The sequence below is a fragment of the Mycobacterium montefiorense genome, assembly GCF_003112775.1.
Taxonomy (GTDB): domain Bacteria; phylum Actinomycetota; class Actinomycetes; order Mycobacteriales; family Mycobacteriaceae; genus Mycobacterium; species Mycobacterium montefiorense.
On sequence record NZ_BFCH01000016.1, the window covers coordinates 1 to 26304 of the forward strand.

23 protein-coding genes and 1 pseudogene are annotated in these 26304 nt (G+C 64.7%); 16 read left to right on the forward strand and 8 right to left on the reverse strand.

Annotation, left to right across the window (positions count from 1 at the left end):
- Positions 1-81 precede the first annotated feature (81 nt).
- The gene (locus DB708_RS09710; RefSeq protein WP_108921786.1) at positions 82-381 is read left to right on the forward strand and encodes a DUF503 domain-containing protein; all 300 of its coding nucleotides are present in this window, start codon (positions 82-84) and stop codon (positions 379-381) included.
- On the opposite strand, the gene trmI is transcribed toward DB708_RS09710, so the two are convergent.
- Positions 378-1220, reverse strand: a complete 843-nt coding sequence (gene trmI / locus DB708_RS09715; protein ID WP_108921749.1) for a tRNA (adenine(58)-N(1))-methyltransferase TrmI — start codon at positions 1218-1220, stop codon at positions 378-380. The genes DB708_RS09710 and trmI overlap by 4 nt on opposite strands.
- 73 nt (positions 1221-1293) lie before the next feature.
- Here trmI and DB708_RS09720 point away from each other — a divergent pair, with 73 nt between their 5' ends.
- On the forward strand, positions 1294-2172 hold the full coding sequence (locus DB708_RS09720) for a RecB family exonuclease (protein ID WP_108921750.1): 879 nt from the start codon (positions 1294-1296) through the stop codon (positions 2170-2172).
- A gap of 4 nt (positions 2173-2176) precedes the next feature.
- Here DB708_RS09720 and DB708_RS09725 read toward each other — a convergent pair whose 3' ends face one another.
- The 4 genes from DB708_RS09725 to DB708_RS09740 all read right to left on the reverse strand — a co-directional run bounded on the left by DB708_RS09725 (position 2177) and on the right by DB708_RS09740 (position 5302).
- Complete coding sequence (locus DB708_RS09725) at positions 2177-3547, reverse strand: FAD-containing oxidoreductase (RefSeq protein WP_108921751.1); 1371 nt, start codon at positions 3545-3547, stop codon at positions 2177-2179.
- Positions 3544-4056, reverse strand: a complete 513-nt coding sequence (locus tag DB708_RS09730) for a DUF4126 domain-containing protein (RefSeq protein WP_108921752.1) — start codon at positions 4054-4056, stop codon at positions 3544-3546. The genes DB708_RS09725 and DB708_RS09730 overlap by 4 nt, the downstream gene beginning before the upstream one ends.
- A gap of 104 nt (positions 4057-4160) precedes the next feature.
- Complete coding sequence (hisG, locus tag DB708_RS09735) at positions 4161-5018, reverse strand: ATP phosphoribosyltransferase (RefSeq protein WP_108921753.1); 858 nt, start codon at positions 5016-5018, stop codon at positions 4161-4163.
- A 2-nt stretch (positions 5019-5020) separates the two neighbouring features.
- Positions 5021-5302, reverse strand: a complete 282-nt coding sequence (locus DB708_RS09740; RefSeq protein WP_108921754.1) for a phosphoribosyl-ATP diphosphatase — start codon at positions 5300-5302, stop codon at positions 5021-5023.
- A gap of 171 nt (positions 5303-5473) precedes the next feature.
- Here DB708_RS09740 and DB708_RS09745 point away from each other — a divergent pair, with 171 nt between their 5' ends.
- Positions 5474-6910: a PPE family protein gene (locus tag DB708_RS09745; protein ID WP_108921755.1), complete on the forward strand. Its 1437-nt coding sequence runs from the start codon at positions 5474-5476 to the stop codon at positions 6908-6910.
- A 26-nt stretch (positions 6911-6936) separates the two neighbouring features.
- Here DB708_RS09745 and DB708_RS09750 read toward each other — a convergent pair whose 3' ends face one another.
- A complete protein-coding gene (locus tag DB708_RS09750; RefSeq protein ID WP_108921787.1) occupies positions 6937-7539 on the reverse strand; it encodes a TetR/AcrR family transcriptional regulator in 603 nt (200 codons plus the stop codon).
- Positions 7540-7842: 303 nt separating this feature from the next.
- Here DB708_RS09750 and DB708_RS09755 point away from each other — a divergent pair, with 303 nt between their 5' ends.
- From DB708_RS09755 to DB708_RS09805, 11 genes and pseudogenes are all read left to right on the forward strand, one after another.
- Positions 7843-8682, forward strand: a complete 840-nt coding sequence (locus tag DB708_RS09755; protein ID WP_108921756.1) for an MlaE family ABC transporter permease — start codon at positions 7843-7845, stop codon at positions 8680-8682.
- 1 nt (position 8683) lies between these two features.
- Positions 8684-9547, forward strand: coding sequence for an ABC transporter permease (locus DB708_RS09760; protein WP_108921757.1), 864 nt, complete (start codon positions 8684-8686; stop codon positions 9545-9547).
- Positions 9547-11133 (forward strand): MlaD family protein, encoded by a 1587-nt coding sequence (locus DB708_RS09765; RefSeq protein ID WP_108921758.1) that lies wholly within the window; start codon positions 9547-9549, stop codon positions 11131-11133. The genes DB708_RS09760 and DB708_RS09765 overlap by 1 nt, the downstream gene beginning before the upstream one ends.
- 7 nt (positions 11134-11140) lie before the next feature.
- Positions 11141-12196, forward strand: a complete 1056-nt coding sequence (locus DB708_RS09770) for an MlaD family protein (protein ID WP_108921788.1) — start codon at positions 11141-11143, stop codon at positions 12194-12196.
- A 28-nt stretch (positions 12197-12224) separates the two neighbouring features.
- Positions 12225-13244 (forward strand): MlaD family protein, encoded by a 1020-nt coding sequence (locus DB708_RS09775; RefSeq protein ID WP_108921759.1) that lies wholly within the window; start codon positions 12225-12227, stop codon positions 13242-13244.
- Entirely contained in the window at positions 13241-14362 is a 1122-nt protein-coding gene (locus DB708_RS09780) for an MCE family protein (RefSeq protein WP_108921760.1), read from the forward strand. Before DB708_RS09775 ends, DB708_RS09780 begins: the two co-directional genes overlap by 4 nt.
- Complete coding sequence (locus tag DB708_RS09785) at positions 14359-15582, forward strand: MCE family protein (protein ID WP_108921761.1); 1224 nt, start codon at positions 14359-14361, stop codon at positions 15580-15582. The genes DB708_RS09780 and DB708_RS09785 overlap by 4 nt, the downstream gene beginning before the upstream one ends.
- Positions 15579-16829 carry an MlaD family protein gene (locus DB708_RS09790; RefSeq protein ID WP_108921762.1) on the forward strand — a complete coding sequence of 417 codons (1251 nt, stop codon included), beginning with the start codon at positions 15579-15581 and terminating at the stop codon, positions 16827-16829. The genes DB708_RS09785 and DB708_RS09790 overlap by 4 nt, the downstream gene beginning before the upstream one ends.
- Before the next feature lie 69 nt (positions 16830-16898).
- Positions 16899-17591 carry a DUF3329 domain-containing protein gene (locus DB708_RS09795; protein WP_235616711.1) on the forward strand — a complete coding sequence of 231 codons (693 nt, stop codon included), beginning with the start codon at positions 16899-16901 and terminating at the stop codon, positions 17589-17591.
- A complete protein-coding gene (locus tag DB708_RS09800) occupies positions 17588-18355 on the forward strand; it encodes a mannan-binding family protein (RefSeq protein ID WP_108921764.1) in 768 nt (255 codons plus the stop codon). The genes DB708_RS09795 and DB708_RS09800 overlap by 4 nt, the downstream gene beginning before the upstream one ends.
- 77 nt (positions 18356-18432) lie before the next feature.
- Positions 18433-19332 (forward strand): annotated as a pseudogene (locus DB708_RS09805) (class I SAM-dependent methyltransferase).
- 10 nt (positions 19333-19342) lie between these two features.
- Here DB708_RS09805 and DB708_RS09810 read toward each other — a convergent pair.
- Both DB708_RS09810 and metH read right to left on the reverse strand, forming a co-directional pair.
- Positions 19343-19609, reverse strand: coding sequence for a hypothetical protein (locus DB708_RS09810; RefSeq protein WP_133250996.1), 267 nt, complete (start codon positions 19607-19609; stop codon positions 19343-19345).
- Positions 19610-19679: 70 nt separating this feature from the next.
- Entirely contained in the window at positions 19680-23420 is a 3741-nt protein-coding gene (gene metH, locus DB708_RS09815) for a methionine synthase (RefSeq protein ID WP_108921766.1), read from the reverse strand.
- Between the two features lie 376 nt (positions 23421-23796).
- Between metH and DB708_RS09820 the strand changes: the two genes are divergently transcribed.
- Both DB708_RS09820 and DB708_RS09825 read left to right on the forward strand, forming a co-directional pair.
- Positions 23797-24684: a PAC2 family protein gene (locus DB708_RS09820; RefSeq protein ID WP_409347582.1), complete on the forward strand. Its 888-nt coding sequence runs from the start codon at positions 23797-23799 to the stop codon at positions 24682-24684.
- 96 nt (positions 24685-24780) lie between these two features.
- The gene (locus tag DB708_RS09825; RefSeq protein ID WP_108921767.1) at positions 24781-26292 is read left to right on the forward strand and encodes an amino acid permease; all 1512 of its coding nucleotides are present in this window, start codon (positions 24781-24783) and stop codon (positions 26290-26292) included.
- Positions 26293-26304 lie beyond the last annotated feature (12 nt).

Genomic DNA, 26304 nt, shown 5'->3' on the forward strand with positions numbered 1-26304 from the left:
CGTCCAGCCACCCGCGCCGCCTCCACCACCCGCGCCGCCCCCGCCACCCGAGTCCGCTCCTGCGCAACGTCCGCCTGGCTGATGTGGATCGCCTGGCTCGAGTTCGACGTGTTGCTGGGTGACGTGCGATCGCTCAAGCAGAAGCGATCGGTGATCCGTCCCGTTGTCGCCGAGCTGCGCCGCAAGTTCAGCGTGTCGGCCGCGGAGACCGGATCGCAGGATCTGCATCGGCGAGCGGGCATCGGGGTGGGCGTCGTGTCCGGCGACCGTAGCCATGCCGTCGAAGTCCTCGACGCGGCCGAACGTCTGGTCGCCGCGCATCCCGAGTTCGAAGTGCTGTCGGTGCAACGCTCGCTGGTGCGCAGCGAGGACTACGCCTAGCCGTCCCTGCCCGGACGCTTGCGACCCAACGGCACCGGGGCGATCGTGCCCGGCGCGAGACGTCGCGACGCCACCAGGAACGCGGTGTGGCCGCGCATCGAGTGCTGCGGACGGACGGCCAGGCCGACAACATGCCACCCGCGCTGGATCGTCTCCCAGGCCCGCGGTTCGGTCCAGCACTGCTGGGCCCGCAGCGCCTCCACCACCTTGGACAGCTGGGTGACCGTGGCCACGTAGATCACCAGCACCCCGCCGGCGACCACGAGCCGCGACACGGCGTCGAGCACCTCCCACGGAGACAGCATGTCCAGCACGGCCCGGTCGAAGGAGTCGTCGGGCAGCCCGGAGTCGATGACGTCGCCGACGACCAGCTCCCAGTTGGCGGGTGCCCCGTCGAAAAAGACGGTCACGTTGCGCCGCGCATGTTCGGCGTGATCCGGCCGCACCTCGTAGGAGACCACCCGCCCCTCGGGTCCCACGGCGCGCAACAGCGAACAGGTCAACGCGCCCGACCCGGCGCCGGCCTCCAGCACGCGGGCGCCGGGAAAGATGTCGCCCTCGTGCACGATCTGGGCGGCGTCCTTCGGATAGATGACTTGAGGCCCCCGTGGCATCGACATGATGTAGTCGACCAGCAGCGGGCGCAGCACCAGGTAGGGGTTGCCGTTGCTGGATTTGACCACGCTGCCCTGTTCCAGACCGATGATCATGTCGTGCGGGATGGCACCGCGATGGGTGTGGAACTCGGCGCCTGCCACGAGCTCCACCGTGTAGTGACGGCCCTTGGCGTCGGTCAGCTGGACACGCTCGCCGACGGTGAATGGACCGGTGTTGGACACGCCGTTCAGCGTGCCAGCCGACTCGCCGGTACCGATGCTCGGGGTTGTCGGCCTGCAGTTCTAGGCTGCGAATATGACCGACCAGCCGCAAGACCAGGCGCGGCCGGCTTCCAGACCGGCACTATCACCGTCGCGAGCGGCGGACTTCAAGCAGTGCCCGTTGCTGTACCGGTTCCGGGCGATCGACCGGCTGCCCGAGCCGCCGTCGACGGCGCAGATCCGCGGGTCGGTGGTGCACGCCGCGCTGGAACAGCTCTATGGCCTGCCCGCGGCATCGCGCGGGCTAGATACGGCGATATCGCTGGTGGAACCCGCCTGGGAGCACGTGGTCGCCGCCGAACCCGACCGGATCGGCGAGCTGGACTCCGTGCAGCGGACCCAGGTGCTGGCGGAAGCCCGCGCGTTGCTGTCCGGCTACTACCGGCTGGAGGACCCCACTCGATTCGACCCGCAATGCTGCGAGCAGCGAGTGGAGGTCGAACTCGCCGACGGCACTCTGCTGCGTGGATTCATCGACCGAATCGACGTCGCGGCGACCGGCGAGCTGCGGGTGGTCGACTACAAGACCGGTAAGGCGCCACCCGAGGCGCGCGCGCTGGCCGAATTCAAGGCGATGTTCCAGATGAAGTTCTACGCGGTGGCGCTGCTGCGCACCCGCGGCGTGCCGCCCACCCGGCTGCGCCTCATCTACCTGGCCGACGGCCAGGTGCTGGACTATTCGCCCGAGCTCGACGAGTTGCTGCGCTTCGAGAAGACACTGATGGCGATCTGGCGTGCGATCCAATCCGCGGGTGCGACAGGCGATTTCCGTCCTCACCAGTCGCGATTGTGCGATTGGTGCCCGCACCACGAATACTGTCCGGTTTTCGGGGGCACCCCACCGCCCTACCCTGGCTGGCCGGATCACGCTCGGACACAGGCCATTTCGCATACGACCGAGCCGGCGGCGTAATCGGCTAATCGAGCGCCGACATTTCTTGCAGCATCGTGGGAATGAGCTCGCTGACGGTGGGATGGATATGCATCGTGCGCGACAGTGTGGTGTATGGCGCCTTGGCGGACATGACGTCCAGAATGGCGTGAATCGCCTCATCGCCGCCGACGCCGAGGATGGCCGCCCCAAGGATCTGTTGGGTGTCGGCGTCGACGATGACTTGCATAAAGCCTTGCGTCTCACCCTTTTCCACAGCCCTGCCCACCCTTGTCATCGGCCGCTTACCGAGCAGCGCGTTGCGCCCCGATTTGCGGACCTCGTCGACCGTCATGCCGGCGCGCCCCAGCGGCGGATCGATGTAGAGCGCGTAGGTGGTGATGCGGTCGCTCACCCGGCGTGGATCGTCGTCGAGCAGGTTGGCGGCGACAATCTCGAAATCGTTGTACGAGGTATGGGTGAACGCGCCCTTGCCGTTGCAATCGCCCATCGCCCAAATGTGATCGACGTTCGTCTTGAGCTGGTCGTCGACCGCGATATAGCCGTGGGCGTCGGTCTGCACCCCGGCAGCCTCCAGCCCCAGGTCGTCGGTGTTGGGCTGCCGGCCCACCGCCATCAACAAGTGGCTGCCGCCGATGGGGTCGGCACCGGCGCGAGGTGTGAGTTCGAATCCGCTGTCACTCTTACTGATCCGCACGTCGTCGGCACCGAGGACGACGTCGATGTCTTCGGCCTCCAGGATTTCCTTGATGGTGGCCGAGACGTCCTCGTCTTCGCGGGAGGCCAGCCGCGGTCCCCGCTCCACGACGGTGACCTTCGCCCCGAAGCGCCGGTACATCTGGGCGAACTCGAGTGCGATGTAGCTGCCGCCGACGATCACGAGATGTGTTGGCAGTTCGTCGAGTTCGAGGATGGAAACGTTGGTGAGGAACTGGACATCGTCCAGGCCCGGGATGGTGGGCACGACCGCGCGGCCGCCGACGTTGAGGAAGATGCGATCGGCGTGCAGCTCGTCGTCACCGACGCGCAAGGTGTGCGGATCGATGAAGCGGGCGTGTCCGCGAACGACCGTGCAGCCGTCCATGCCGTCCAGCCAGTCCTCCACACCCTTGCGGTCGGCGAGCATGATGCCGTCCTTGCGCGCCTTGACTTTCGCCATGTCCACACTGACCGAACCGGTCCCGACGCCGTATTCGGCGCCACGACGGGCCGAGTGGGCGGCGTGCGCACTGGCGACCAGCGTCTTGGTCGGGATGCACCCGTTGTTGACGCAGGTACCGCCGATCAGTTTGCGCTCGACGACCGCGACGCGCTGGCCGGCGGCTGTCAGCCGCCCCGCGAGTGGGGGGCCTGCCTGGCCGGCACCAACGATAATCGCATCGAAATGCCGGCTCACTTAACCGCCGTGAGCAGGTATTGCGTCAGCTCGTGACCCGTGGCGGCAACGATGGCGAACCCACCCAAGATCGCGACCGCGTCCTCGAGCAGCGCGATCGGCAGGTCACGCCCGCCGCTGACCGCGACCAGCCGCTTGCGCGCCTGATAGCCGCCGAGGGTGCCGAGCACCGCGCCGATGATCCCTGCCCCCAGCGCGCTGAACGTCCAGTGCGGCCAGGCGCCCAGCACCGCGCCCGCAAACCCACCCATCAGCAGCCGGGCAGCGAAGACCGGTGGCGCAGTGCGGGGCGGGGTCTTGGGCAGCTTGTCGTTGACCACTTCGCCGACGGCGAGAACGGTGAAGACAACCACCGTAATGATGTTGGCCATCCACGATGCCCACGTGCCATGCAGGTCGATCCAACCCAGGTACGCGGCCCACGCGACGACGGCGGGTGCCGTCAAGGAACGCAACCCGGCGATAACACCAATCAGCAAAGCCAGCAAGAGAATAAGGACGTGTGTCACGGCGACCCTCCTGGGAATGACAGCGCGGCAACGATAAGAGGGGCGGCCCGGCGGGCCCCCTCCCCTAGCCGGACGCTAACACAGCCGGAGCCAGGCAGGCGTGATCAGAACCGGCAGAATCTGATATCGGAAGCCAGAATCGCTTTGGCTCCGATGGCCGCGAGCTCGTCCATGATCTCGTTGACGCCCCGGCGCGGCACCAGCGCGCGGATCGCGACCCAGTCCGGGTCGGCGAGCGGAGCGATGGTCGGCGACTCCAGCCCCGGCGTGATCACCGTGGCCTGGTCCAGTACCGAGCGCGGGCAGTCGTAGTCGAGCATCAAATACTGCTGCCCGAACACCACACCCTGGATCCGCGCGACCAGCTGGTCGCGCGCCGCCTTCGCCGCGTCCTGACCGTCGTGGTTGGCGCGCTCGATCAGTACCGCCTCCGAATCACACAGCGGCTCACCGATGGCCACCAGATCGTGCAGGCTCAGAGTGCGGCCCGATCCCACCACGTCAGCAATCGCATCGGCCACCCCGAGTTGGACCGAAATCTCCACCGCGCCATCAAGCCGGATGACCGTGGCCTCAATCCCTCTGTCCGCCAGATCTTTTCGCACTAGATTGGGGTAGGCGGTGGCGATCCGCTTGCCGGCCAGATCGGCTGTCGTCCAGTTGCGCCCGGCGGGCCCGGCATAACGGAAGCTGGACGAACCGAAACCCAGCGCCAGGCATTCACGCACCGGCGCATCCGAGTCGAGTACCAGGTCTCGCCCGGTGATGCCGAAATCGAGCTGCCCCGAACCGACATAGATGGCAATGTCTTTAGGCCGCAGAAAGAAGAACTCCACGTGGTTGACGCGGTCGATGACGGTGAGGTCTTTGGTGTCGGTGCGCCGCCGATAGCCCGCCTCCGACAGAATCTCGCTGGCCGGCTCGCTCAGCGTGCCCTTGTTGGGAACCGCGACTCGCAACATGCTCACAGCTTCCGATAGACGTCGTCGAGGGACAGTCCACGCGCGATCATCAACACCTGCGCCCAGTACAGCAACTGACTGATCTCCTCGGCCAAAGCTTCGTTGGATTCGTGCTCGGCGGCCAGCCACACCTCGCCGGCCTCCTCCAGGATCTTCTTGCCCAGCCCATGAACCCCGCCGTCGAGCGCAGCGACCGTGGCACTGCCGGCCGGTCGGGTGCGGGCACGATCGCCGAGTTCGGCGAACAGATCCTCGAAAGTCTTCACGGCCAGCGATTGTTTCACGAGGCCACAAGCAAAGTCACGGCGGTTTCGCCAGCAACAGTGCACACCCGGACCGAGTCCGGGATCAGCCGGCCTCGGACCATCCCCTTCCGGAGCCGATGCGTACATATATAGGTTAGGCTAACCTATATATTCATACACTCCGTATATATATTTTTAAGGAAACAATCGATGACATACCCGATCTGGGGGGCGTTTCCACCCGAGATTCATTCGGCCTTGCTGTCGACCGGCGCGGGCCCCGGTGGGCTTATAGCCGCGGCCGAAGCATGGCGAACCCTGGCGGTCCAATACACCGACACGGCAACGGAACTCACTGCGATCCTCGCCACAACGCAGGCCGCCGCGTGGGAAGGTCCGACCGCTGCGCAGTTCGTCGCAGGACACCAGTCATATGTGCTCTGGCTGGATCACACCAGCGCGGTTGCCACCGCGACCGCGACCAAGTACGAAACCATGGCCGCTGCGTATGCGTCAGCTCTGGGCGCCATGCCCACTCCTGCTGAGCTCTCCGGAAACCATGCGCTGCACGCCGCGTTGGTAGCAACCAACTTCTTTGGCGTCAACACCATCCCGATCGCAGTAAACGAGGGCGACTACAGCCGCATGTGGGTTCAGGCCGCCGCCGTCATGGGCGTCTACCAAGCGGTGTCGCAGGCGATCCTGTCGGGAACCCCCGTCACATCAGCCGCGCCCCACATTGTCACGACCGAAGCCACTTCCCTGGCGGCCCACACCCACCACAGGTTTCCCGACCCAACCACGTTGATCCTGCAAGCGCTACGGAAATTCCTGAAGTACCTCGACAACCTGATCACCCACTTCCTGCCGGGACCGCTCGGCGCGCTCATCAGCCACGCGCTGGAGTGGGTGATCGCCTTCACGTCCACCCAAGCGTTCTTGATTCCCGCGTACTCAATATTGGATTCATTGATCTATTTCGGGCCGTTTGTAGCGGCACTGGGCCTTCTTGCACCCATCGCGCTGATCGGACTCGCCGGCGCGGCAGGGCTGGACAACCCAATGGCGCTCGCCGACCAGCCCCAGACGGCTCTACCGCGCGAAGGCCAGCAGCTGTCACCGGTCGCGGCCGGGGTCGCACACGTTAGCGCTGGCCCCGCGGCGTCGAACTCCGCGGCCCCCGGCTCCCCGACGAGTTCTACCGCGACGGCCACCGGCGCGGTCCCGGCGACGGGGGCCGGTGAGGTCCTCTACGCCGTCGGAGGCGATCCGGGCGGCGAAGGGTTCACTCCGACGTTCGGCGGCAAAGCCGCCGCGAACACAACCGCATCATTGCCGGATGCCAGCGCCGTTGCCGGCAGCAGCGAGGCCGGGGCAAAACGGCGGCGGACCAGGCTGCGTCAGCACGGGCGCAAGCATCAGTTCGCGTATCTGAACGAAGATCTCGACGTGGCGCCACCTGACGACTCGGCGGAAGCCCAGTATGTCGCCGGCGCCGGTGCGACGCCACTCGGGTTCGCAGGCACCATCCCGAAAGCCACTGCCGCACACGCCCGAGGGCTTACCCACTTCGCCGGTGGTGAGTTCGACAAGACACCGCTGCACCCGATGCTGCCGCACACCTGGGATGCCAGTGAAAAGCCTTGAACACATCCAGGGAACGGATGAACTTCTCAGTCGAAGCTGCACAGCGTGATCCGAAGCGCCTGTTCCAGCTGGACGTGGAACAGCTCGCTCATCTCGACATCCGGGCTTAGCCAGCGGTCGAGAACGAATCTGATTGTGGCCAAACTGGTGTGAACCAACAGAGCCGGCCGCACGTCGTCCGACGCGTCGACGCCCATCCGGAAAGCGACCTGCTGTAGGAACTTATCGTGATCGGCCTCGCTAACCAGCGCCGTCTTACTCAACAGGTGGGGCGCGGTGGCGATTGCGTGACGCCAGGTATCTAGATTGTCGAGTTCGTCGGCGTCGCGGGCCCGCGTGACGAATACCTGAATCAATGCCTCAACGGCCGACTCGTCGTGCGGTCTCGCGCTGTAGGAGCCAACGATTTCGCCGATCGCCTCTCGGACGGGATCGACCAGCAGGCCTTCCTTCGTGGGTGCGTGCCGGAAATAGGTGCTGATGGAGATTCCGGCGGCGGCGGCAATATCCTCGGTCGTTACGGCATCGAATCCGCGCGCGGCGAAAAGCTCATATGCGTTGAGCTGGATCTGGGAGAGCAGTTCGGCGCGGCGACGGTCCCGTAGAGAGCCGGTGTTTGCTGCGGACATGTCGTTACCTTCGTCGAGCTGACATTCCAACGCGTCGGTACCGTCCAGTGACGATCTCAGGTGAGTCACTCTACACTATTGAAAGTCCCTATCAACTAGGCTAGTGTGACTCAGCACATACCGAGAACCGCAGTTCACGGAGCCTCGTGACACTACCTTTATCAAGATGCGTTGGACGGCACCCGGCTCCTTCATGTTCTGCACTCGTGCACTTATTGGTGGGGGGAACGCCAATGGAGGCGGTAGCTGGTGCGCAATGACCGGTAGCGTGGGTTTGCTAGACGGACTACCGGCTGCGCATCGATGACGGCGCAACAAGACGGCGTCGTCGCCATCGGGGACTGGTCGGTCGGATACATCAAACGTCATCCGCTCGCTTCGCTGACGACGGTCGGCGAACAGTTCGTCCTTGGTGTGCGCACCATTCAGTACTTCTTTTTCGACCTGGTGACCGGCCGATTCCAATGGCAGGAATTTGTCCGCCAGGGCGCATTCATGGCCGGCACCGCAGTACTGCCGACGATTCTGGTCTCACTGCCGATCAGCGTCACCCTGTCCATCCAGTTCGCCCTGCTGGCCGGGCAAGTGGGAGCCACCTCGCTGGCCGGCGCGGCCAGCGGACTCGCGGTCATTCGTCAGGGCGCATCGTTGGTGGCCGCCGTTCTGATGGCCTCGGCCGTCGGGTCGGCGATCACCGCCGACCTGGGTTCGCGAACCATGCGCGAAGAAACCGACGCGATGGAGGTCATGGGCGTATCGGTGATCCGTCGACTGGTAGTTCCACGCTTCGCCGCCGCCATCATGATCGGCGTCGGGCTCACCGGCGTCGTGTGCTTCGTCGGATTCTTCGCGAGCTACATGTTCAACGTGTACTTCCAGAACGGGGCGCCCGGCAGCTTCGTGTCGACCTTCGCGTCATTCGCGACCATCGACGACATGATTTTGGCGCTGGTAAAGGCGGTCATCTTCGGCGCCATCGTGGCAGTGGTGTCGGCACAGAAAGGCCTATCCACCGTCGGCGGCCCGACCGGTGTGGCGAACTCGGTGAACGCGGCCGTCGTCGAGGCGATCCTGCTGCTGATGATCGTCAACGTCGCGATCAGCCAGCTCTACATCTTGTTGGTGCCCAGGACGGGGCTGTGACGTGGCGGCCTCTACTTTTCTCCCGTTTGCTCCGCTGTCGAATCAGGTGGTTCGGCTTTACCGCCGGGGCACCGTCCCGATCATCCGGCTCGGGCATCTACTTGTCTTTTTCATCCGAGCGCTAGTCGCCGTCCCCCTCGCCTTGCGCCACTACCGGGGCGAGTTCCTGCGACTGCTGTCGAACATCACCTGGGGTAACGGCTCGATCGTGGTGGGCGGCGGCACCGCCGGCGTGGCCGTTGTTCTCGGAATGACCGTCGGCGCACTCGTCGGCATCGAGGGCTACAACTTTCTGGACCTACTGGGCCTTGGCCCCGCCACCGGATTCGTCTCCTCGTTGGTCAACACCCGCGAGCTGGCACCGCTGATGGCGTCGCTGTCTTTCGCCATGCAAGCCGGTTGTCGCTTCACCGCGCAGCTGGGATCGATGCGTATCGCCGAGGAAATCGACGCGCTGGAATCGATCGCGATCCGACCGATCCCGTATCTGGTGACCACCCGGCTGATCGCGTCCGTGGTGGCGATAGTCCCGCTGTACGCGGCATGTCTGGCGATCGGCTATCTGACGACGCAGGTCGTCGTCGGGATCAGCAGCGGCGGCTCGACCGGCTCCTATTTGCACTACTTCACACTGATGCTGGCCGGCCAAGACATCGTGTATTCGTTGTTCAAGGCCGTCATCTTCGTGTGGATCGCGTCGACGATTCAGTGCTACTACGGGTATTACGCGACCGGCGGGCCCGAAGGAGTCGGGGTGGCGGCCGGACACGGCATGCGGGCCAGCATCACCGTCGTGATCATGGTGAACATGCTGCTCACCATGGCGCTGTGGGGCGTCGACGCCGGAGCAAGGTTCGGTGGCTAGTGCCGAACTCCTTTGAGCTGGATGGGCGCGGCCCCTCGGACCGGCAATTGCTTGCCACCGGCACAGCGGTCGTAGTGGTCACGGCCTTGCTCACCATCGCGATGTTGCTCAAGTCCACCGGCCGGCTCAACGACTACGTTCGGGTGGTCGCCGATCTGGTCAACGTCGGCGACGGTCTGCCGCAGAAGTCGGACGTCAAGTATCACGGCGTGCTCGTCGGGATGGTCGACGACGTGGTTCCCGCGTCCAACGGAAAACCCAACTACGTCCACATCGATCTCAAAGAAGAGTTCGCCAAGTCGGTTCCGGCGTCCGTAACCGCCCGAGTGGTGCCCAGCAATGTGTTCGCCGTGTCGTCGGTGCAATTGGTAGGCACCCGAAACCAGGAGAGCCCCGGCTCGACGATCAGGGCGGGCGCCCACATTCCGGAAGACACCCGGCTTCCGACCGTGCTGTTCCAGACGACTGTCAGCAAGCTGCGCGACCTGCTGGCCGCCGCCGGACGAGGCCGCGACGATAGATCCGTGGGGATCCTCGCCGCGCTGGGTGCCGCCACCGACCACCGCCGCGGCGCCCTGTTGACTGCCGGGGGGCAACTGAATCGCCTTCTCGATCAACTCAATTCGATTGTCAGTACTGACTCCGGTCCCTCGACCGTGTCCGCGCTCGTCGATGCGGCGCACGGCCTTGCGCAGACGGCTCCCGACCTGCTCGACGCCCTGCACCAGGCCGTCGAGCCGATGCAGACCTTCGCCGAGACGCGCGGGCAGTTGGCCTCGTTGCTCTCCGGCGCCGAAAACACGGTCGGAACCACACGCGAATCGTTTGGTAACCACATCGACCAGCTCATCAGGATCACCGGCGATTTCACGCCGGTGCTGGGCATCCTGGCGATGAAGTCCAATAACTTCGTGCCCGCGGTGGCCAAGTTGGACAACCTGGCCAACAGGTTCATGGAAGAGGTCTGGGTGCCGGGAAGAGACGTCGGCAACATGCGCGCGATGCTCACATTTACCCCTAGTTCCAGCTACACCCGCGCGGACTGTCCACATTACGGAGAACTCAAGGGGCACAGCTGTTTCACCGCACCGCTCATTCCGGTGCGCCCGGACCTGCCGGAAGTGCTGTTGCCGCAGAACTATCAGCCGCCCATAGATCTGGCGCCACCGCCGGGCACGGTCATCGGTCCGGACGGGAACCTCGTCGCGGTCGGACCGCCGCTGATCAATCCGAGCCCCAACCTGACCGATCCCAATCCCCCGCTGCCGGACTGGCTTCCGCCGTCGCCGCCGGTACCGGGCAGTGCGAATCCCAACAACCCGGCACCGGGGGCACCAGCGCCGGCATCACCGCCGCCGGACGCTCCATGGGTGGCCCCGGTGGCACCGAAAGCTCCGTGGATACCGCAATCGTCCTTCGGCGGAAACGTGGGGCCCATCGGTAGCCAGTACGAGCGAAACATGTTGAGCGTCATCACCGGCCAGCCGGCGACGTCGGCAACTGAGTTGCTGCTCGGCCCGGTCGCCCGCGGCACCACCGTGTCCTTGAAGCAGGGTCTGAAACCTCCACCCGGAGGTCCGAACTGACATGCAAATGAGATTTCGTGGCACGCTGATCGGCCTCACCTTGTTCATGGTCGTCGCGTTGACCCTCACCTGGCTGGTCTACGTGAGCCTGCGCCGTGACGTTGCCGGCAATACCGCCAAGTACTCGGCGTTGTTCACCGATGTCTACGGGCTACGGGAAGGCGACGACGTCCGCATGGCCGGGGTGCGGGTGGGCCGAGTGGAAAGCGTCGAGCTGGACGGGAAACTCGCGAGAGTCTCGTTCGTGGTGCAGACCGAACAACACCTGTACGGGAACACCGTCGCCTCGGTGACGTACCAGAACATCGTCGGACAGCGCTACCTTGGGCTGGCTTTGGGCTCCGAGGGCAGCCAAGAGCTGTTGGCGCCCAACAGTGTTCTGCCGCTGGCACGCACCGAGCCATCCTTTGATGTCACCGCGCTACTCAACGGCTACGAGCCGCTGTTCAGCCTGCTGAACCCGCAGGACGCCGACAACCTCACCAAGGGCATCATCACGTCGCTCCAGGGCGACAGCTCGTCCTTGACCACGCTGATCAGCCAAACATCAACGCTGACACAAACTTTCGCTGGTCGAGACCAGGCTCTCGGCGCCGTGATCACCAACCTCAACAAGGTGGTCGGTAATCTTGCCCAGCAGAACGACAATCTAGACGGGGTCATCACCCAAACCCGCGAGGTCGTTGACCAACTCGACCGACGGCGTCCGGAGCTGGTCTCCTCGTTGGGGTCACTGTCTCGGGTAATGGGCCGTCTGTCGGCCTCGGCAACCGACGTATACCCGGCACTGCGCGAATTCGTCGACCGCAAACCCGGTGTCGCCAGGCACCTGATGGATGTCGAACCGCAGGTGGCTTTCTTCGGCGACAACATCCCGCTGCTGCTCAAAGGGCTGGTCCGAGTCGGCAACCAGGGCGCCTACGGCAACGCCTACGTGTGTGACGTGAACTTCATGGGGTTCTTCCCCGGCCTCAACGATGTGGTGCCGATCATCGTCGCCGCCGCCACCCCGGGAAACAAGATGTGGCACACGCCGAGATGCAGGAGCACGGCTAGTGGCTGATTCATCCGTGCGGCTTCGACTTTCGGCGATGAAGAAGCGTCCGTTGGAGAGCTATCACAAGACGTGGCTCGGGTTTATCGCCGTCGCGGTGGTGGCGGTGCTGATCGGCGCCATGCTGGCGGTGCACGCACTCGGTGCCGGATACCGGCATTACACCGCGGAGTTTTTGCAGGCCGCCTCGCTGCGGCCCGGGAACCCGATCGCGGTCGCGGGTATCCCGGTGGGCGAGGTGACGAGCATGAAACTCGCCGGCGATCACGTCGAGGCGGGCCTGAAGATTCGCGAAAACGTGGTGCTGGGCAAGGATTCTCGCGCCAAGATCAAGGTCACCACCATCCTGGGCTCACGCTATCTGTCGGTGCAGCCCGACGGCCCGGCGGCGCTGCCACACAACACTTTTGACCTGTCGCACACCGAGGTTCCCTACGATCTGCAATCAGCACTGAAGGACGCCACCACGACGTTCGAACAGGTCGACTCCGACAGATTCGCTGAGTCGCTCGCGGTGCTGGGCAAGCAACTCGCGGGCCTGCCCGCGGTGGTACCGCAGGCCATGAAGAACATCGGATCGCTGTCATCCATCATCGCGGTGCGCCGTGACCAATTGGGCCAGTTGCTGGAAAGCACCGAACGGGTGACCAACACGTTGCGCCGCCAACAAGCCGGCCTCGGCAATCTCATCAACCAGGGGCAGGACCTGCTCGGCCAATTCGTCGCGCGGCGAGCCGTTTTCCACGCCATGATGCAATCACTGACCAACCTTGTCGACACCATGAGCCAGATCGTCGTCAACGATCGATCAGGTCTGGACTCGCTGATCGCCGACATGCGCGACTTCACCGGCATGATGGCCAAACACGACGACCTGCTGGGCAGCCTGCTGCAGATCAGCCCGATCTTCTTCCGGGAGGCCGCCAACCTGACCGGCGAGGGCAATGCGGTGAATTTCAACGCCAACAACGTCCCGCTGATCGACTCGTGGATGTGCGCAATCAGCGGCCGCGCCAAGCAGTTCGGCATGATCGAATACTTCAAGGACTGCAAGTGACGACATCGAAACTCAGGTCTAAGGCGCTGGCCATCGGCGCCGCCCTGGTGGTGCTGGCCGCAACCGCCGGTATCGGCTGGTGGTATCTGGGATCTGACCAGGACACCATCACGGTGACAGCCCAATTCGACAGCGCCTCAGGTCTTTACCAGGGCAATGTGGTCGCGGTACTGGGTATGCCGGTGGGCAAGATCATCAAGATCACCCCCAAGGGCGGCTACGTCGAAGTCGAATTCACCGTCGACCGCAACGTCAAGGTTCCCGCTGGCGCCCAAGCCGTCACGGTGTCCACCTCCATCCTCACCGACCGGCAGATTGAGCTCACGCCGCCCTACCGTGGCGGCCCGATCCTGGAAAACCACGACACCATCGGGTTGACCCGGACAAAGACACCGGTCGAATTCAGCCGCGTGCTCAACGTCCTCGACAAGGTGACCAAGTCACTGGAGGGAGATGGTCACGGCGGCGGGCCCGTCGCCGACGTGCTCAACAACGGAACCAAAATTGTTGAGGGCAACGGCGGGCAGATCAAATCGACGCTCGACGAACTGTCCCACGCACTGCGCCTTTCCAGCGACGGCGGCGCTCAGACTCGCGAGCAAATCACCACGATTATCAAGAACATCAGCACGTTGTTCGATGCGGTGGCGGCCAATGACGGCAAACTGCGCGAATTCGCCTCCACCATCCACCAAGTCAGCCAGATCATGGCCGACGAGGAGATCGGTAGCGGCAGTACCGGAAGACGATTCGACCAGCTGGTCCAACGGGCCGGCGACCTGCTCGACGCCAACCGGGACACCATCAAGCAGAGCCTGCTCAATGGGAACTCCACGCTGAAAAGAGTTACCGACCAGCGGCGCGACCTCGCCGAACTCCTCGATGTAGCGCCGATGCTTGCCGACAACGCCTACAACATGATTGACCGGGCCAACGGTGCCGTGCGCGCGCGCTTCCTGACCGACCGGCTGGCCTTCGACAGCCAGTACACCAAAGAGATCTGCAACCTGATGGGCTTACGGCAACTCGGATGCAGCACCGGCACAATCCAGGACTTCGGCCCGGATTTCGGATTGACCTATGTGCTCGACGGCATGGCCGCGATGGGGCAGAAATGATCACCGCCCGCGCCCGAAGCATGCTGGCCATCGCGGCCGCGGTACTGATCAGCTCGGGATGTGCCACGAATGGCCTTGCCAGCCTTCCTCTTCCGGCTCCGGGGCTGGGTTCGGGGGGATACACCCTGACCGTGGTGTTCTCCAACGCGCTCAACCTCCCAATGAACGCGAAGGTAAAACTCGCCGGCGCCGATGTCGGGCAGGTCGAAGCGATGAGCGCGCGCAACTACACCGCGGTCACCACGCTACGGATCAGAAACGACGTGCAGCTGCCGCGGGGCAGCACCGCCGAATTACGCACCGCCACACCACTCGGCGACGTATTCGTGGCGCTGAAGCCTCCCGCCGATGATCCCGCCAGCGATCCGATGCTGCACAACGGCGACACCATTGGCCTGGATTCGACGGCGGCCGCCGCGACCGTCGAGTCGGTGCTGAGTTCGGCGGCGATCCTGGTGAACGGCGGGGCCGTGCGCAATTTCACCAACATCATCAATGGTTTCGGCAAGGCGACCGGCGATCAAGGCCAGGCTTTCGGACAACTGATCAGCAAGTCCAACCAGCTGGTCGGCACACTCGACACGCGGTCCGACCAGATTTCAACCGCGTTGACCCAATTGTCCCGTCTGGCCGACCAACTCGATGCCAAAGACGCCGCCATCACCGATCTGATGACCGCGGCCAGGCCCGCCACCGCGACCCTGGCCGACAATACCGCCGAGCTTTCCAGCCTCGCCGTGCAGGTGGGTGACACCTCCCGGTTGCTGGCCAGGTTCCCTTCGATCGGCGGAACCGACACCAGCGGCCGAAGCATCATCCGCGACCTCAACACCATCGCCGGGGCAGCCAATGACGTCGCGGTAAGCCCGGACACCAGCTTTTACGCGTTGAACAGGATGATTCCCCCGTTGGTCAAATCGACTGCGGGAAGCGCGATTTCAGTGCATGTGGGGGTCGACAAACTGATCCTCGGATCGATTCCCGACATCGGCTTTCCGGGCGACATCGGGCTGCACGGACCACACCACTACAACGTGAACCTGCTCGTCGGCACTCTGAAGTACACCCTGTGGCGGCTGCAGGAACGCGTGGTCGGGCGGGGGCCGAATTCTCCGCAGGTTCCAGTCGTTCCCGACCCGACTGTTCCGGGACAAATCGATATCGCCCCCGACCCTCCCCCGCCGGCACCGGGCCCACCGCCACCCGGACCTCAGCCATGATCGCCGCCATCGCCAATGCCGTGGTTCGGGTGGTGCGGGCCGGCCACCGCCAACAGGTCTGGTTGTCGGTGCTGGGACTGGTGCTGACCTTGGTCGTCGCGACCGCGTATCTGCTGATCGGCGCCCTGCGGGTGACGCCGTTCGCATCGTCGTATCGGGTCACCGTGCAGTTGCCGGAATCCGGCGGCTTGCTGCCCAACCAGGATGTCGCGTTGCGGGGGGTGCGCATCGGGCGGGTCGAGTCACTACAGATCACCGACACCGGAGTCAACGCCGTCGCCAGCATCTCGTCGACGGTGCGGATCCCGGCCAACAGCGTCGTGCACGTGTCGGCGCTGTCACCGGCCGGGGAGCAGTACATCAACTTCGAAGCCGAATCCGATGCCGGGCCGTATCTGCACGACGGCAGCCACATCAGCCCGGACCACGCGACCGTCCCGGTCAGCCTGGCGCGGTTGCTCGGTGACGCCGACGGTCTGCTGGCACAGGTCGACCCGCGCAAGGTCGAGCTGATCAAGAAGGAACTGAGCCTGAGTAAGGAGGGTCCGGCGAAACTGGCGGCGATCGTCGACGGCGGCACGTTCCTGTTGTCGACGCTCGATTCGGTGCTGCCCCAAACGACCAGCATCATCAAGACCAGTCGCGTGGTGCTCACCCTGGCGAACGACAAGAACGCCGGCTTGGCCGCCACCGCAACCGAACTCAACCGCACGCTGTCCGGGGTTGCCCGAATGCAAGCCGGCTACCGGAGGCTGACCACGCAGACACCACGCGCGCTGTCGGCGGTCGACAATCTGTTCTCCGACAATTCCGACACGATGGTGCAGTTGCTGGGCAGCATGGCCACCATGTCGCAATTGCTCTACCAGCGAGTGCCGGCGCTAAACGCGCTGTTCCCCGACTACCGCGGCTCGGTGCTGGACGCCGTGGCAAGCGCCTTTCATGACCATGGAGTCTGGGCGATCGCCGATCTCTATCCCCGCTACGTGTGCGATTACGGGACGCCCGCGCATGCCTCGTCGGCCGCGGACTATTACGAGCCGTTCATGTACACCTACTGCCGCGACACCGACCCCGCCGTGTCGATCCGCGGAGCCAAGAACGCGCCGCGCCCGGGCGGCGACGACACCGCCGGCCCGCCGCTGGGAGCGGACCTGGGACGAAGAACCGACCCGACACCGAAGGGCCGCTTCACGATTCCCACGCCATACGGCGGTCCCCCGCTACCGATCGAACCGCCGCACTGACGACCAACCTAAGCTCGAGGCTAGGAGAAGATTGTGACCGCTACATCCGAGAAAGTTGCCGAGGCCGAAATGCCCGAAGCGCCAGGCTCAGAAGCCGAACCCGAAGACGTCGACAATTCCGACGCCAAAGACTCCGACGCCGACGTCAAGGACGTTGACGCCGAGGAATCCACCGAGGCCGAATCCGAGAGCACTGAAGCGACAGCCGAGGACGACGAGGATATTCCGTTCGGGCGTCAGGCCAAGAAACCGAAGCGCGAGAAGGTCGCGCTTCGCGAGCGGCCCTGGGGGAGATATCTGCGTCGCAGCCTGGTCCCGCTGTTACTGGTCGCCTCACTTTCCGTTTCCGGCTTCCTCGGATGGAAGTTATGGCAAGAGCATCAGGTGAAGGTGGCCGGCCAGCAGGCCCAGCAGGCGGCGATCGCCTACGCGCAGGTGCTGACGAGCATCGACGCGAACAAGGTCGACGAGAATTTCAGGCAGGTGCTCGACGGCGCGACCGGCGAGTTCAAGGACATGTACACCCAGTCCAGCGTGCAGCTTCGACAGCTGTTGATCGACAACAAGGCGAGTGCACACGGGGTGGTGGTGGACTCGGCCATTCAATCCGAATCCACGAATAAGGTTGTGGTACTTGTCTTTATCGATCAGACCGTGGCCAACTCGCAGTCACCCGATCCGCGCATCGACCGCAGCAGGATCAAGATGACCATGGAGAAGGTCGATGGCCGTTGGCGGGCCAGCAAGGTTCAGCTGCTGTGATCGCAAGAGTCCTCGCGGCGCTCGTATTAGCCTCCGCTGCAACGATTCCCAACGCCGCCTACGCACGAGCGTCTGCCTCGTCGTTCTGCGGCGAGCTCGGCGGCGACTGGGACGGCCAGTACTGCCACACCTCGGTGACGTCAGAACGCAACGCCGTCCGCGACATCAAGGTCGCACTACCGAGTGAGCTCATCGACAACCCGGCCACCAGCGGCGTGCTGCGCGACTACCTGCACACCTTGGTCAACAACTGGCGCAACGCCAACACGAGCATGGCCGCCGACAGCTATGGCGAGGAGAACTACGAGATCTTCCGGCACGGCAACCTGCTGAGCGTGGTGTTCCACGAGGACTACCACGCCAACGGGCCCAAACCCAACAACGCCTACCGCACCTTCACGTTCGACATGGCCAGCGGCCGGCGGCTGCAGCTGACCGATATCGTTAACGGCAATCCGCTGACCGCCATCCCGCCGCTGGCGCAGCCCTACATCGAAACCGCGTTGAATCAGGCTCCGCCGCCACATGACCCGGGGACGTACCCGTTTGTCGTCGACCGCTGGACGCCCGACAAAGTGTACTCCGGCGCGTACAAGGCGTGGGCGCTGACTCCCGACGAGTTGATCATTTACATGCCGGACTATCCGGTCGGCCACGACGAGCCGATCAACTTCTCACCCGGGCTGCCGCAGTGGTACATGGACGGCGGCACCGTCTCGGCACACATCCCGCTCACGGCGCTCGGCCCGGTACTGCGCATCTAGGCGGCGACCTCGCCGGTCTCCGCGTACAGTAGCGGTGGTTAAGTCAGCTAACTAACGCGGAGACACCAGGAGCCGGCATGGCGCGCACCGAGAACGACACCTGGGATTTGGCGTCCAGCGTGGGCGCGACCGCGACGGCGGTCGCGACCCAGCGTGCGATGGCTTCGCAAGAGCCACATCGGCTGCTGAATGACCCGTGGGCCGACCCCCTCGTGCGCGCGGTGGGCAGCGACACCTTCATCAAGCTGATCGACGGAAAGCTCGGCGACACTGACGATCCCGTCATGAACCGGCAGGCCGTGATCGAGCAGATCACCGTGCGCACCCGGTACTTCGACGACTTCTTCCGGCAAGCCACCGAGGCGGGCGTACGACAGGCCGTGATTCTGGCGTCCGGCCTGGACACCAGGGCCTACCGACTGCCGTGGCCGGCGGACATGGTGATCTACGAGATCGACCAACCCGAGGTGATCGAGTTCAAGACCCGCACGCTGGCTGATCTGGGCGCGAAGCTGCCCGCGTAACGTCGCACGGTCGCGATCGACTTGCGCGAGGATTGGCCCGCGGCGCTCGTCGGCGCCGGACTCGACACCTCAAAGCCGACCGCGTGGAGCGCCGAGGGCCTGCTGGTCTACCTGCCGCCGGAGGCGCAGGACCGGCTGTTCGACAACGTCACCCGGCTCTCGGCGCCGGGCAGCCGGATCGCCAGCGAGCACATGGATTTCAGCAGGATTCCGTCAGATTGGGCGGAAAGGCTCACCGAAAGGTCGCGGCGCATCGGCTCAAAGATCAATCTGGCCGAGTTGTTCTACACCGGTGATCGCAATAGCGCCGGTGAGTATCTCGGCGAGCACGGTTGGCGGGTCGACATTCGAACGACCGAGCAAGCGTTCTCCGCCAACGGTTTTCAGGTTCCGCAGGACGAACTGTCGTCGTTGGGCGATGCCGCCGGTTACCTGTCGGCAGTGCTGGGCTGAGTCGGTCGCCTCAGTTGGCCTGCCGGCGGCGCAGCTCGATCGAGATCACGTCGGCAATCTCCTGGCTTTCCGCCGTCTGATCGCGATCGCCGGTCGTGGTGCTGCCGGCGCGGGCCGACCTGCGAAGGCTTGCCGCCAGTTCGCTGTAGTCCCAGGCTAAGTCGCTGACTTCGCGCTTCGTCCTGCCGAGCGCGGTACACAGCGCTGCCACGATGCGCCGCACATGCAGGGCCGTGACATTGACGACTTCGACAGCGATGTCGGCGATGCGGTTCAACTCTCGCTCAAGCACGAACATCCCTTTCCTGAATGTCCCTCGAGCTTAGCCGGTGAAGTACTTGGACTGGTCAGTCCTCCGGGTTGTAACCGAGGTTGGGGGCAAGCCAGCGCTCGGCCTCGGCCAGGGTCCAGCCCTTGCGTTTCGCGTAGTCGGCGACCTGATCCTGGGCCATCCTGCCGACCACGAAGTACTGCGACTGCGGGTGCGAGAAATACCAGCCGCTAACGGCGGCGCCGGGCCACATCGCCATCGACTCGGTCAGCTCGATGCCGGTCCGCGCGCTCACATCCATCAACTCCCACAGCGTCGCCTTCTCGGTGTGCTCCGGGCAGGCTGGGTAGCCCGGTGCTGGGCGGATTCCCACGTACTTCTCACCGATGAGTGCATCGTTGTCCAGTTGCTCGTCAGCCTGGAATCCCCAGAACTCCTTGCGCACCCGTTGGTGCATCCGTTCGGCGAAAGCCTCTGCCAGTCGATCGGCGATCGACTCCAACAGGATCGCGCTGTAGTCGTCGAGAGCTGCCTTGAACTCTGCGATCTTGTCTCCGCTGCCGAGCCCGGAGGTGACAGCGAAGGCGCCGACGTAGTCAGCCAGACCGGTGTCGCGGGGCGCAATGTAGTCGCCCAGCGACCGGTTCGGGATGCCTTCGCGATGCTCGCCCTGCTGGCGCAGGTTGTGCAACGTGGTGAGCACCTCGGTCCGAGTCTCATCGGTGTAGACCTCGATGTCATCGCCGACCGCGTTCGCCGGGAAGAAGCCGATCACCCCGTTGGCAGTCAGCCACTTCTCCTTGATCAGGGTGTCGAGCATCTCCTGCGCGTCGTCGTACAGCTTGCGGGCAGCCTCGCCCGAGGCCGGGTTGTTGAGGATGTCGGGGAACCTGCCCTTCATTTCCCAGGCGTTGAAGAACGGCTGCCAGTCGATGTACTCGCGTAGCTCGGCGAGGTCGTAATCCTGAAAATCCCGCACACCGACACCTTGGGCCGGCACCGGCGGTGTGTAGCCGTCCCACTCGATCGGTGTCCGGTTCGCGCGTGCCTTCTCCAGCGTCAGCATCGGCCGCTCGTTCTTCTGCGCGTGCCGTTCGCGCAGCGACGCGTAATCCTTCTCGGTGGTCTCCAGCAGTGCTGGACGCTGCTTGTCGTCCAGCAGCGCGGCAGCCACCGGCACCGACCGCGACGCGTCCTTGACCCAAACCACCGGGCCGCTGCGGCGCGGCGATATTTTCACGGCGGTGTGGGCGCGCGAGGTGGTCGCGCCACCGATCAGCAGCGGGATCTCCAACCCCTCGCGCTCCATCTCGACGGCGAAGTTGGCCATCTCGTCCAGCGACGGGGTGATCAGCCCGGACAGCCCGATGATGTCGGCGTCGTGCTCCTTCGCCGCGTCCAGGATCTTCTGCGCGGGCACCATCACGCCGAGGTCGATCACTTCGAAGTTGTTGCACTGCAGCACGACCCCGACGATGTTCTTACCGATGTCGTGAACGTCGCCCTTCACGGTCGCCATCACGATCGTGCCGTTGGTGTCCTTGCCGGCTGCGGCGCCCGAGTTGACCTTCTCTTCCTCGATAAACGGCAACAGGTATGCGACAGCCTTCTTCATCACCCGGGCGGACTTCACGACCTGGGGCAGGAACATCTTGCCTGCGCCGAAGAGATCGCCGACGACGTTCATGCCGTCCATCAGCGGGCCCTCGATCACCTCGATCGGGCGACCACCCGCGCCGGCAATCTCGGCCCGCAATTCCTCGGTGTCGGCATCGACGTCCGCGTCGATGCCCTTGACCAGGGCATGCGTGATCCGCTCGCGGACCGGGAGGCTGCGCCACTCGGCGGCCACCGGGTCGTCGGCCTTCTCGGCGCTGTTGAACCGTTCCGCGATCTCCAGCAGCCGTTCGGCCGCATCCTCGCGACGGTTCAGGACGACGTCCTCGATCCGGTCCCGCAGCTCGGGGTCGATCGAGTCGTAAGGCACCAGCGCACCGGCATTGACGATGCCCATATCCAGGCCGGCCTTGATGGCGTGGAACAGGAAGACCGCGTGGATCGCCTCGCGGACGGGGTTGTTGCCCCGGAACGAGAACGACACATTCGAGATACCGCCGGAGATGTGCACGCCGGGCAGGTTCTCTTTGATCCAGGCGCAGGCCTCGATGAAGTCGATCCCGTACGTCGCGTGCTCCTCGATACCGGTCGCCAGCGCGAAGCAGTTCGGGTCGAAGATGATGTCCTCGGCCGGGAAGCCCACCTCTTCGGTCAGGATCCGGTAGGCGCGCCCGCAGATCTCCTTGCGGCGCTCCAGGTTGTCAGCCTGCCCCTTCTCGTCGAAGGCCATCACGACGACGGCGGCGCCGTACTTGCGGCACAACCGCGCCTCGCGGACGAACTTCTCCTCGCCCTCCTTCATGGAGATCGAGTTGACAATCGGCTTGCCCTGCACGTTCTTCAGGCCCGCCTCGATGACCTCCCACTTGGAGGAGTCGATCATCACCGGGACGCGGCTGATGTCCGGCTCGGCCGCAATCAGCTTGGTGAACCGGTCCATCGCGGCGACACCGTCGATCATGCCCTCGTCCATGTTGATGTCGATGACCTGCGCACCGACCTCGACCTGTTGCAGGGCGACCGACAGCGCGGTGTCGTAATCCTCGGCCTTGATCAGGTTGCGGAACCGGGCGGAGCCAGTGATGTTGGTGCGCTCACCGATGTTGACGAACAGGGAGTCGTCGGTGATGTTGAGCGGCTCCAGGCCCGAAAGCCGAGTAGCCACCCCGATCTCCGGCAGCCCGCGCGGCGGCTTGCCCTCGACGACCTTGGCGATCGCGGCGATGTGTGGCGGCGCCGTTCCGCAGCAACCGCCGACCAGGTTGACCAGGCCAGCCTCGGCGAAGTCCGCGATGTAGCCGGCCTGAGCTTCCGGGGTCTCGTCGTACTCGCCAAAGGCGTTGGGCAGGCCGGCGTTCGGGTAGCAGGAGACGAAGGTGTCCGCGATCCGCGCCATCTCGGCGATGTAGGGCCTCATCTCCGGCGCACCCAGGGCGCAGTTCAGACCCACCGCGAGCGGCTTCGCGTGCCTGATCGCGTTCCAGAACGCTTCGGTGACCTGACCGGACAACGTCCGCCCGGAAGCATCGGTGATGGTGCCCGAGATGATCACCGGCCAGCGGCGTCCGCGCTCCTCGAACAGCGTCTCGACGGCGAACACCGCCGCCTTGGAGTTCAGCGAGTCGAAGATCGTCTCGATGATGAGGAGGTCAGCACCACCGTCGACCAGGCCGTTGGCGGCTTCGAGGTAGGCGGCGACCAGTTGGTCGTAGGAGACGTTGCGGGCTCCGGGGTCGTTGACGTCCGGCGAGATCGACGCGGTCCGCGTCGTCGGACCGATGGCGCCGGCGACGTAGCGGGGCTTGGACGGGGTGCTGAACTCGTCGGCGGCCGCCCGCGCCAGGGCGGCGCCGGCGTAGTTCAGCTCGTAGCTCAGGTCCGTCATGTCGTAGTCGGAGAGCGAGATCGCGTTCGCGTTGAAGGTGTTGGTCTCCAGGATGTCGGCGCCCGCCTCGAGGTACTCGCGGTGGATCCCCTCGATGATCTGCGGCTGTGTGAGGGTGAGCAGGTCGTTGTTGCCCTGAAGGGCGGTCGGCCACTCCGTGAACCGATCGCCGCGGTAGCCGGCCTCGTCCGGCCGATCCCGCTGGATCGCCGTGCCCATCGCGCCGTCGATCACCATGATCCGCTCGCGCAGAGCGGCCGTCAGTTCGTCGGTGCAGTCGGGGCGGATGTTCGGCTCCAAGGCGGTCACATGCATTCCTTCCGTAACGGAAGGCGTCCTTGACTCTGCCGAGCGTGGCGGATACCGGCAACAACCGGAGAACCGTTGCAACGCCTCTCGACCAGAAAAGTCTACGTCGTCATCCGGTCGACGTCTGGACGCCTAGTTCGTCGCTGCAATCGACCCCGGCCCGCTTGGCGATCGCGGCATAGTTAGCAAAGTTAGCGAGATTGCAGCCGAGCGTATTTCGTCGCGACCGTGTCGACGCTGGTCATTGAGGTCGTCCAGCGTGAAGTCTGCGGATCACAGCAGTCACGCCACAAGCATAGTCGGCCTATGCAAATCCGCTGGTGTGCTGGTTGGCCGCGCGGCTGGGAGTAGTCCCCGGGCGGTCAGGCCTTAGGCTGATTCTGTGACTCTGCCAGATCGTGGCCCGGAAGCCGCTGGGCTACCCGAACTGCACAACACGATCGTCGTGGCGGCGTTTGAGGGCTGGAATGACGCCGGTGATGCGTCCAGCGATGCGCTGGAGCACCTGGATGCCATCTGGGAAGCCCACCCGATCGTGGAGATCGACGACGAGGCCTATTACGACTACCAGGTGAACCGCCCGGTCATCCGCCAGGTCGACGGGGTCACGCGTGAGCTGGTCTGGCCGGCGATGCGGATCAGCCATTGCCGCCCGCCCGGCAGCGACCGCGACATCGTGTTGATGCACGGCGTGGAGCCCAACATGCGCTGGCGCACGTTTTGCGCCGAGTTGGTCGCCATCGCCGACAAGCTCAATGTCGACACGGTGGTGATCCTCGGTGCGCTGCTGGCCGATACGCCGCACACGCGGCCGGTGCCGGTCTCCGGCGCGGCCTACTCCGCCGAATCCGCCGAACGCTTCGGCCTGCAGGAGACCCGCTACGAGGGGCCGACCGGCATCGCCGGGGTGTTCCAGGACGCCTGCGTGGCCGCCGGGATTCCCGCGGTGACGTTCTGGGCCGCGGTGCCGCACTACGTGTCGCACCCGCCGAATCCGAAAGCGACCGTGGCGCTACTGCGCCGCGTCGAGGACGTGCTCGATATTGAGGTTCCCCTGGCCGATCTGCCCGCTCAGGCCGAGGAGTGGGAACAGGCGGTCACCGAGATGGCCACCGACGACGAGGACCTGGCCGAATACGTGGTGTCGCTGGAGCAACGCGGTGACGCCGAGGTCGATGTGAACGAAGCCCTGGGCAAGATCGACGGCGATGCGCTGGCCGCCGAGTTCGAGCGGTATCTGCGCCGCCGCCGCCCGGGATTCGGACGGTGACCGACCGCCTCGCCCGTCTTGCCGTCCTCGTTCGACTACGAAAAGATCGTTGACCAACCCCTCGAGGGGGTTGGTCAACGACGACGATTGGACCCCATGACGGCCCTGCCTGAGACGCCCGAACCGAATCCACGCACGTCATCGGAGCCTCTCAACGAGGAGGCCGGCTATCACAAGGGGCTCAAGCCCCGGCAGCTTCAGATGATCGCGATCGGTGGTGCGATCGGAACCGGCCTGTTCCTCGGGGCCGGCGCTCGGCTGGTGAAGGCCGGTCCGGGCCTGTTCCTGGTGTACGGGGTATGTGGCATCTTCGTCTTCCTGATGCTGCGCGCGTTGGGCGAGTTGGTGTTGCACCGGCCGTCCTCTGGATCGTTCGTGTCGTACGCGCGCGAATTCTTCGGCGAGAAGGCCGCCTTCGTCGTGGGCTGGATGTATTTCCTGAACTGGGCGATGACCTCGATCGTCGACACCACCGCAATCGCTACATACCTGCATCATTGGACGGCTTTCGGGGCGGCCCCCCAGTGGCTGCTCGCCCTGATCGCCTTGGTGCTGGTGTTGTCGATGAACTTGATCTCCGTCGAATGGTTCGGCGAACTCGAGTTCTGGGCGGCGCTGATCAAAGTCTTTGCGCTGGTTGCCTTCCTGGGCGTGGGAATTGTGTTCCTGGCCGGGCGCTACCAGATCGACGGACACGACACCGGACCCAGCGTGTGGGAGGGCCACGGCGGCTTGTTCCCGTCCGGCGCAATACCACTGCTGGTGGTCGCCTCCGGCGTGGTATTCGCTTACGCCGCGGTCGAATTGGTGGGCACTGCGGCCGGCGAGACTGCCGAGCCGGAGAAGATCATGCCGCGCGCAATCAACTCGGTGATCGCCCGTATCGCGATCTTCTATGTCGGCTCCGTCGCCCTGCTAGCGCTGCTGCTGCCCTACACCGCCTACAAGGCCGGCGAAAGCCCGTTCGTCACCTTCTTTTCCAAGATCGGCTTCCAGGGCGCCGGCGACCTGATGAACATCGTGGTGCTGACCGCGGCACTGTCCAGCCTGAACGCCGGCCTCTATTCGACTGGGCGCATCATGCACTCACTGGCGGTGAGCGGCAGCGGCCCAAAGTTCGCGTCGCGTATGACGAAAAGCGGTGTGCCGTATGGCGGTATCGCGATGACCGCCGTCATCTGTCTATTCGGTATCGCGCTCAATGCCTTCAATCCCGGTGAAGCCTTCGAAATCGTGCTCAACATCGCCGCGCTGGGCATCATCGCCTCCTGGGCCACTATCGTGCTGTGCCAGCTGCGCTTCTTCAAGATGACGACCGCGGGGATTTTGAAGCGCCCGCAATTCCGGATGCCGTTCACCCCGTACAGCGGCTACCTGACCCTGGTGTTCCTGCTCGGCATCCTGGTGCTGATGGCGTTCGACGAACCGATCGGCACGTATACCGTCGCGTCGCTGGTGGTCATTGTGCCGGCGCTGTTCTGCGGTTGGTACCTGGTGCGCAACCGGGTGCTGGCCGCCGCGCGTGAGCGGATGGGCCATACCGGCCCCTATCCGACGATCGGCAACACGCCGGTACGGCCCCGGTCCTCGGAGCAGCGATCCAAATGACGTGCCGGGCCA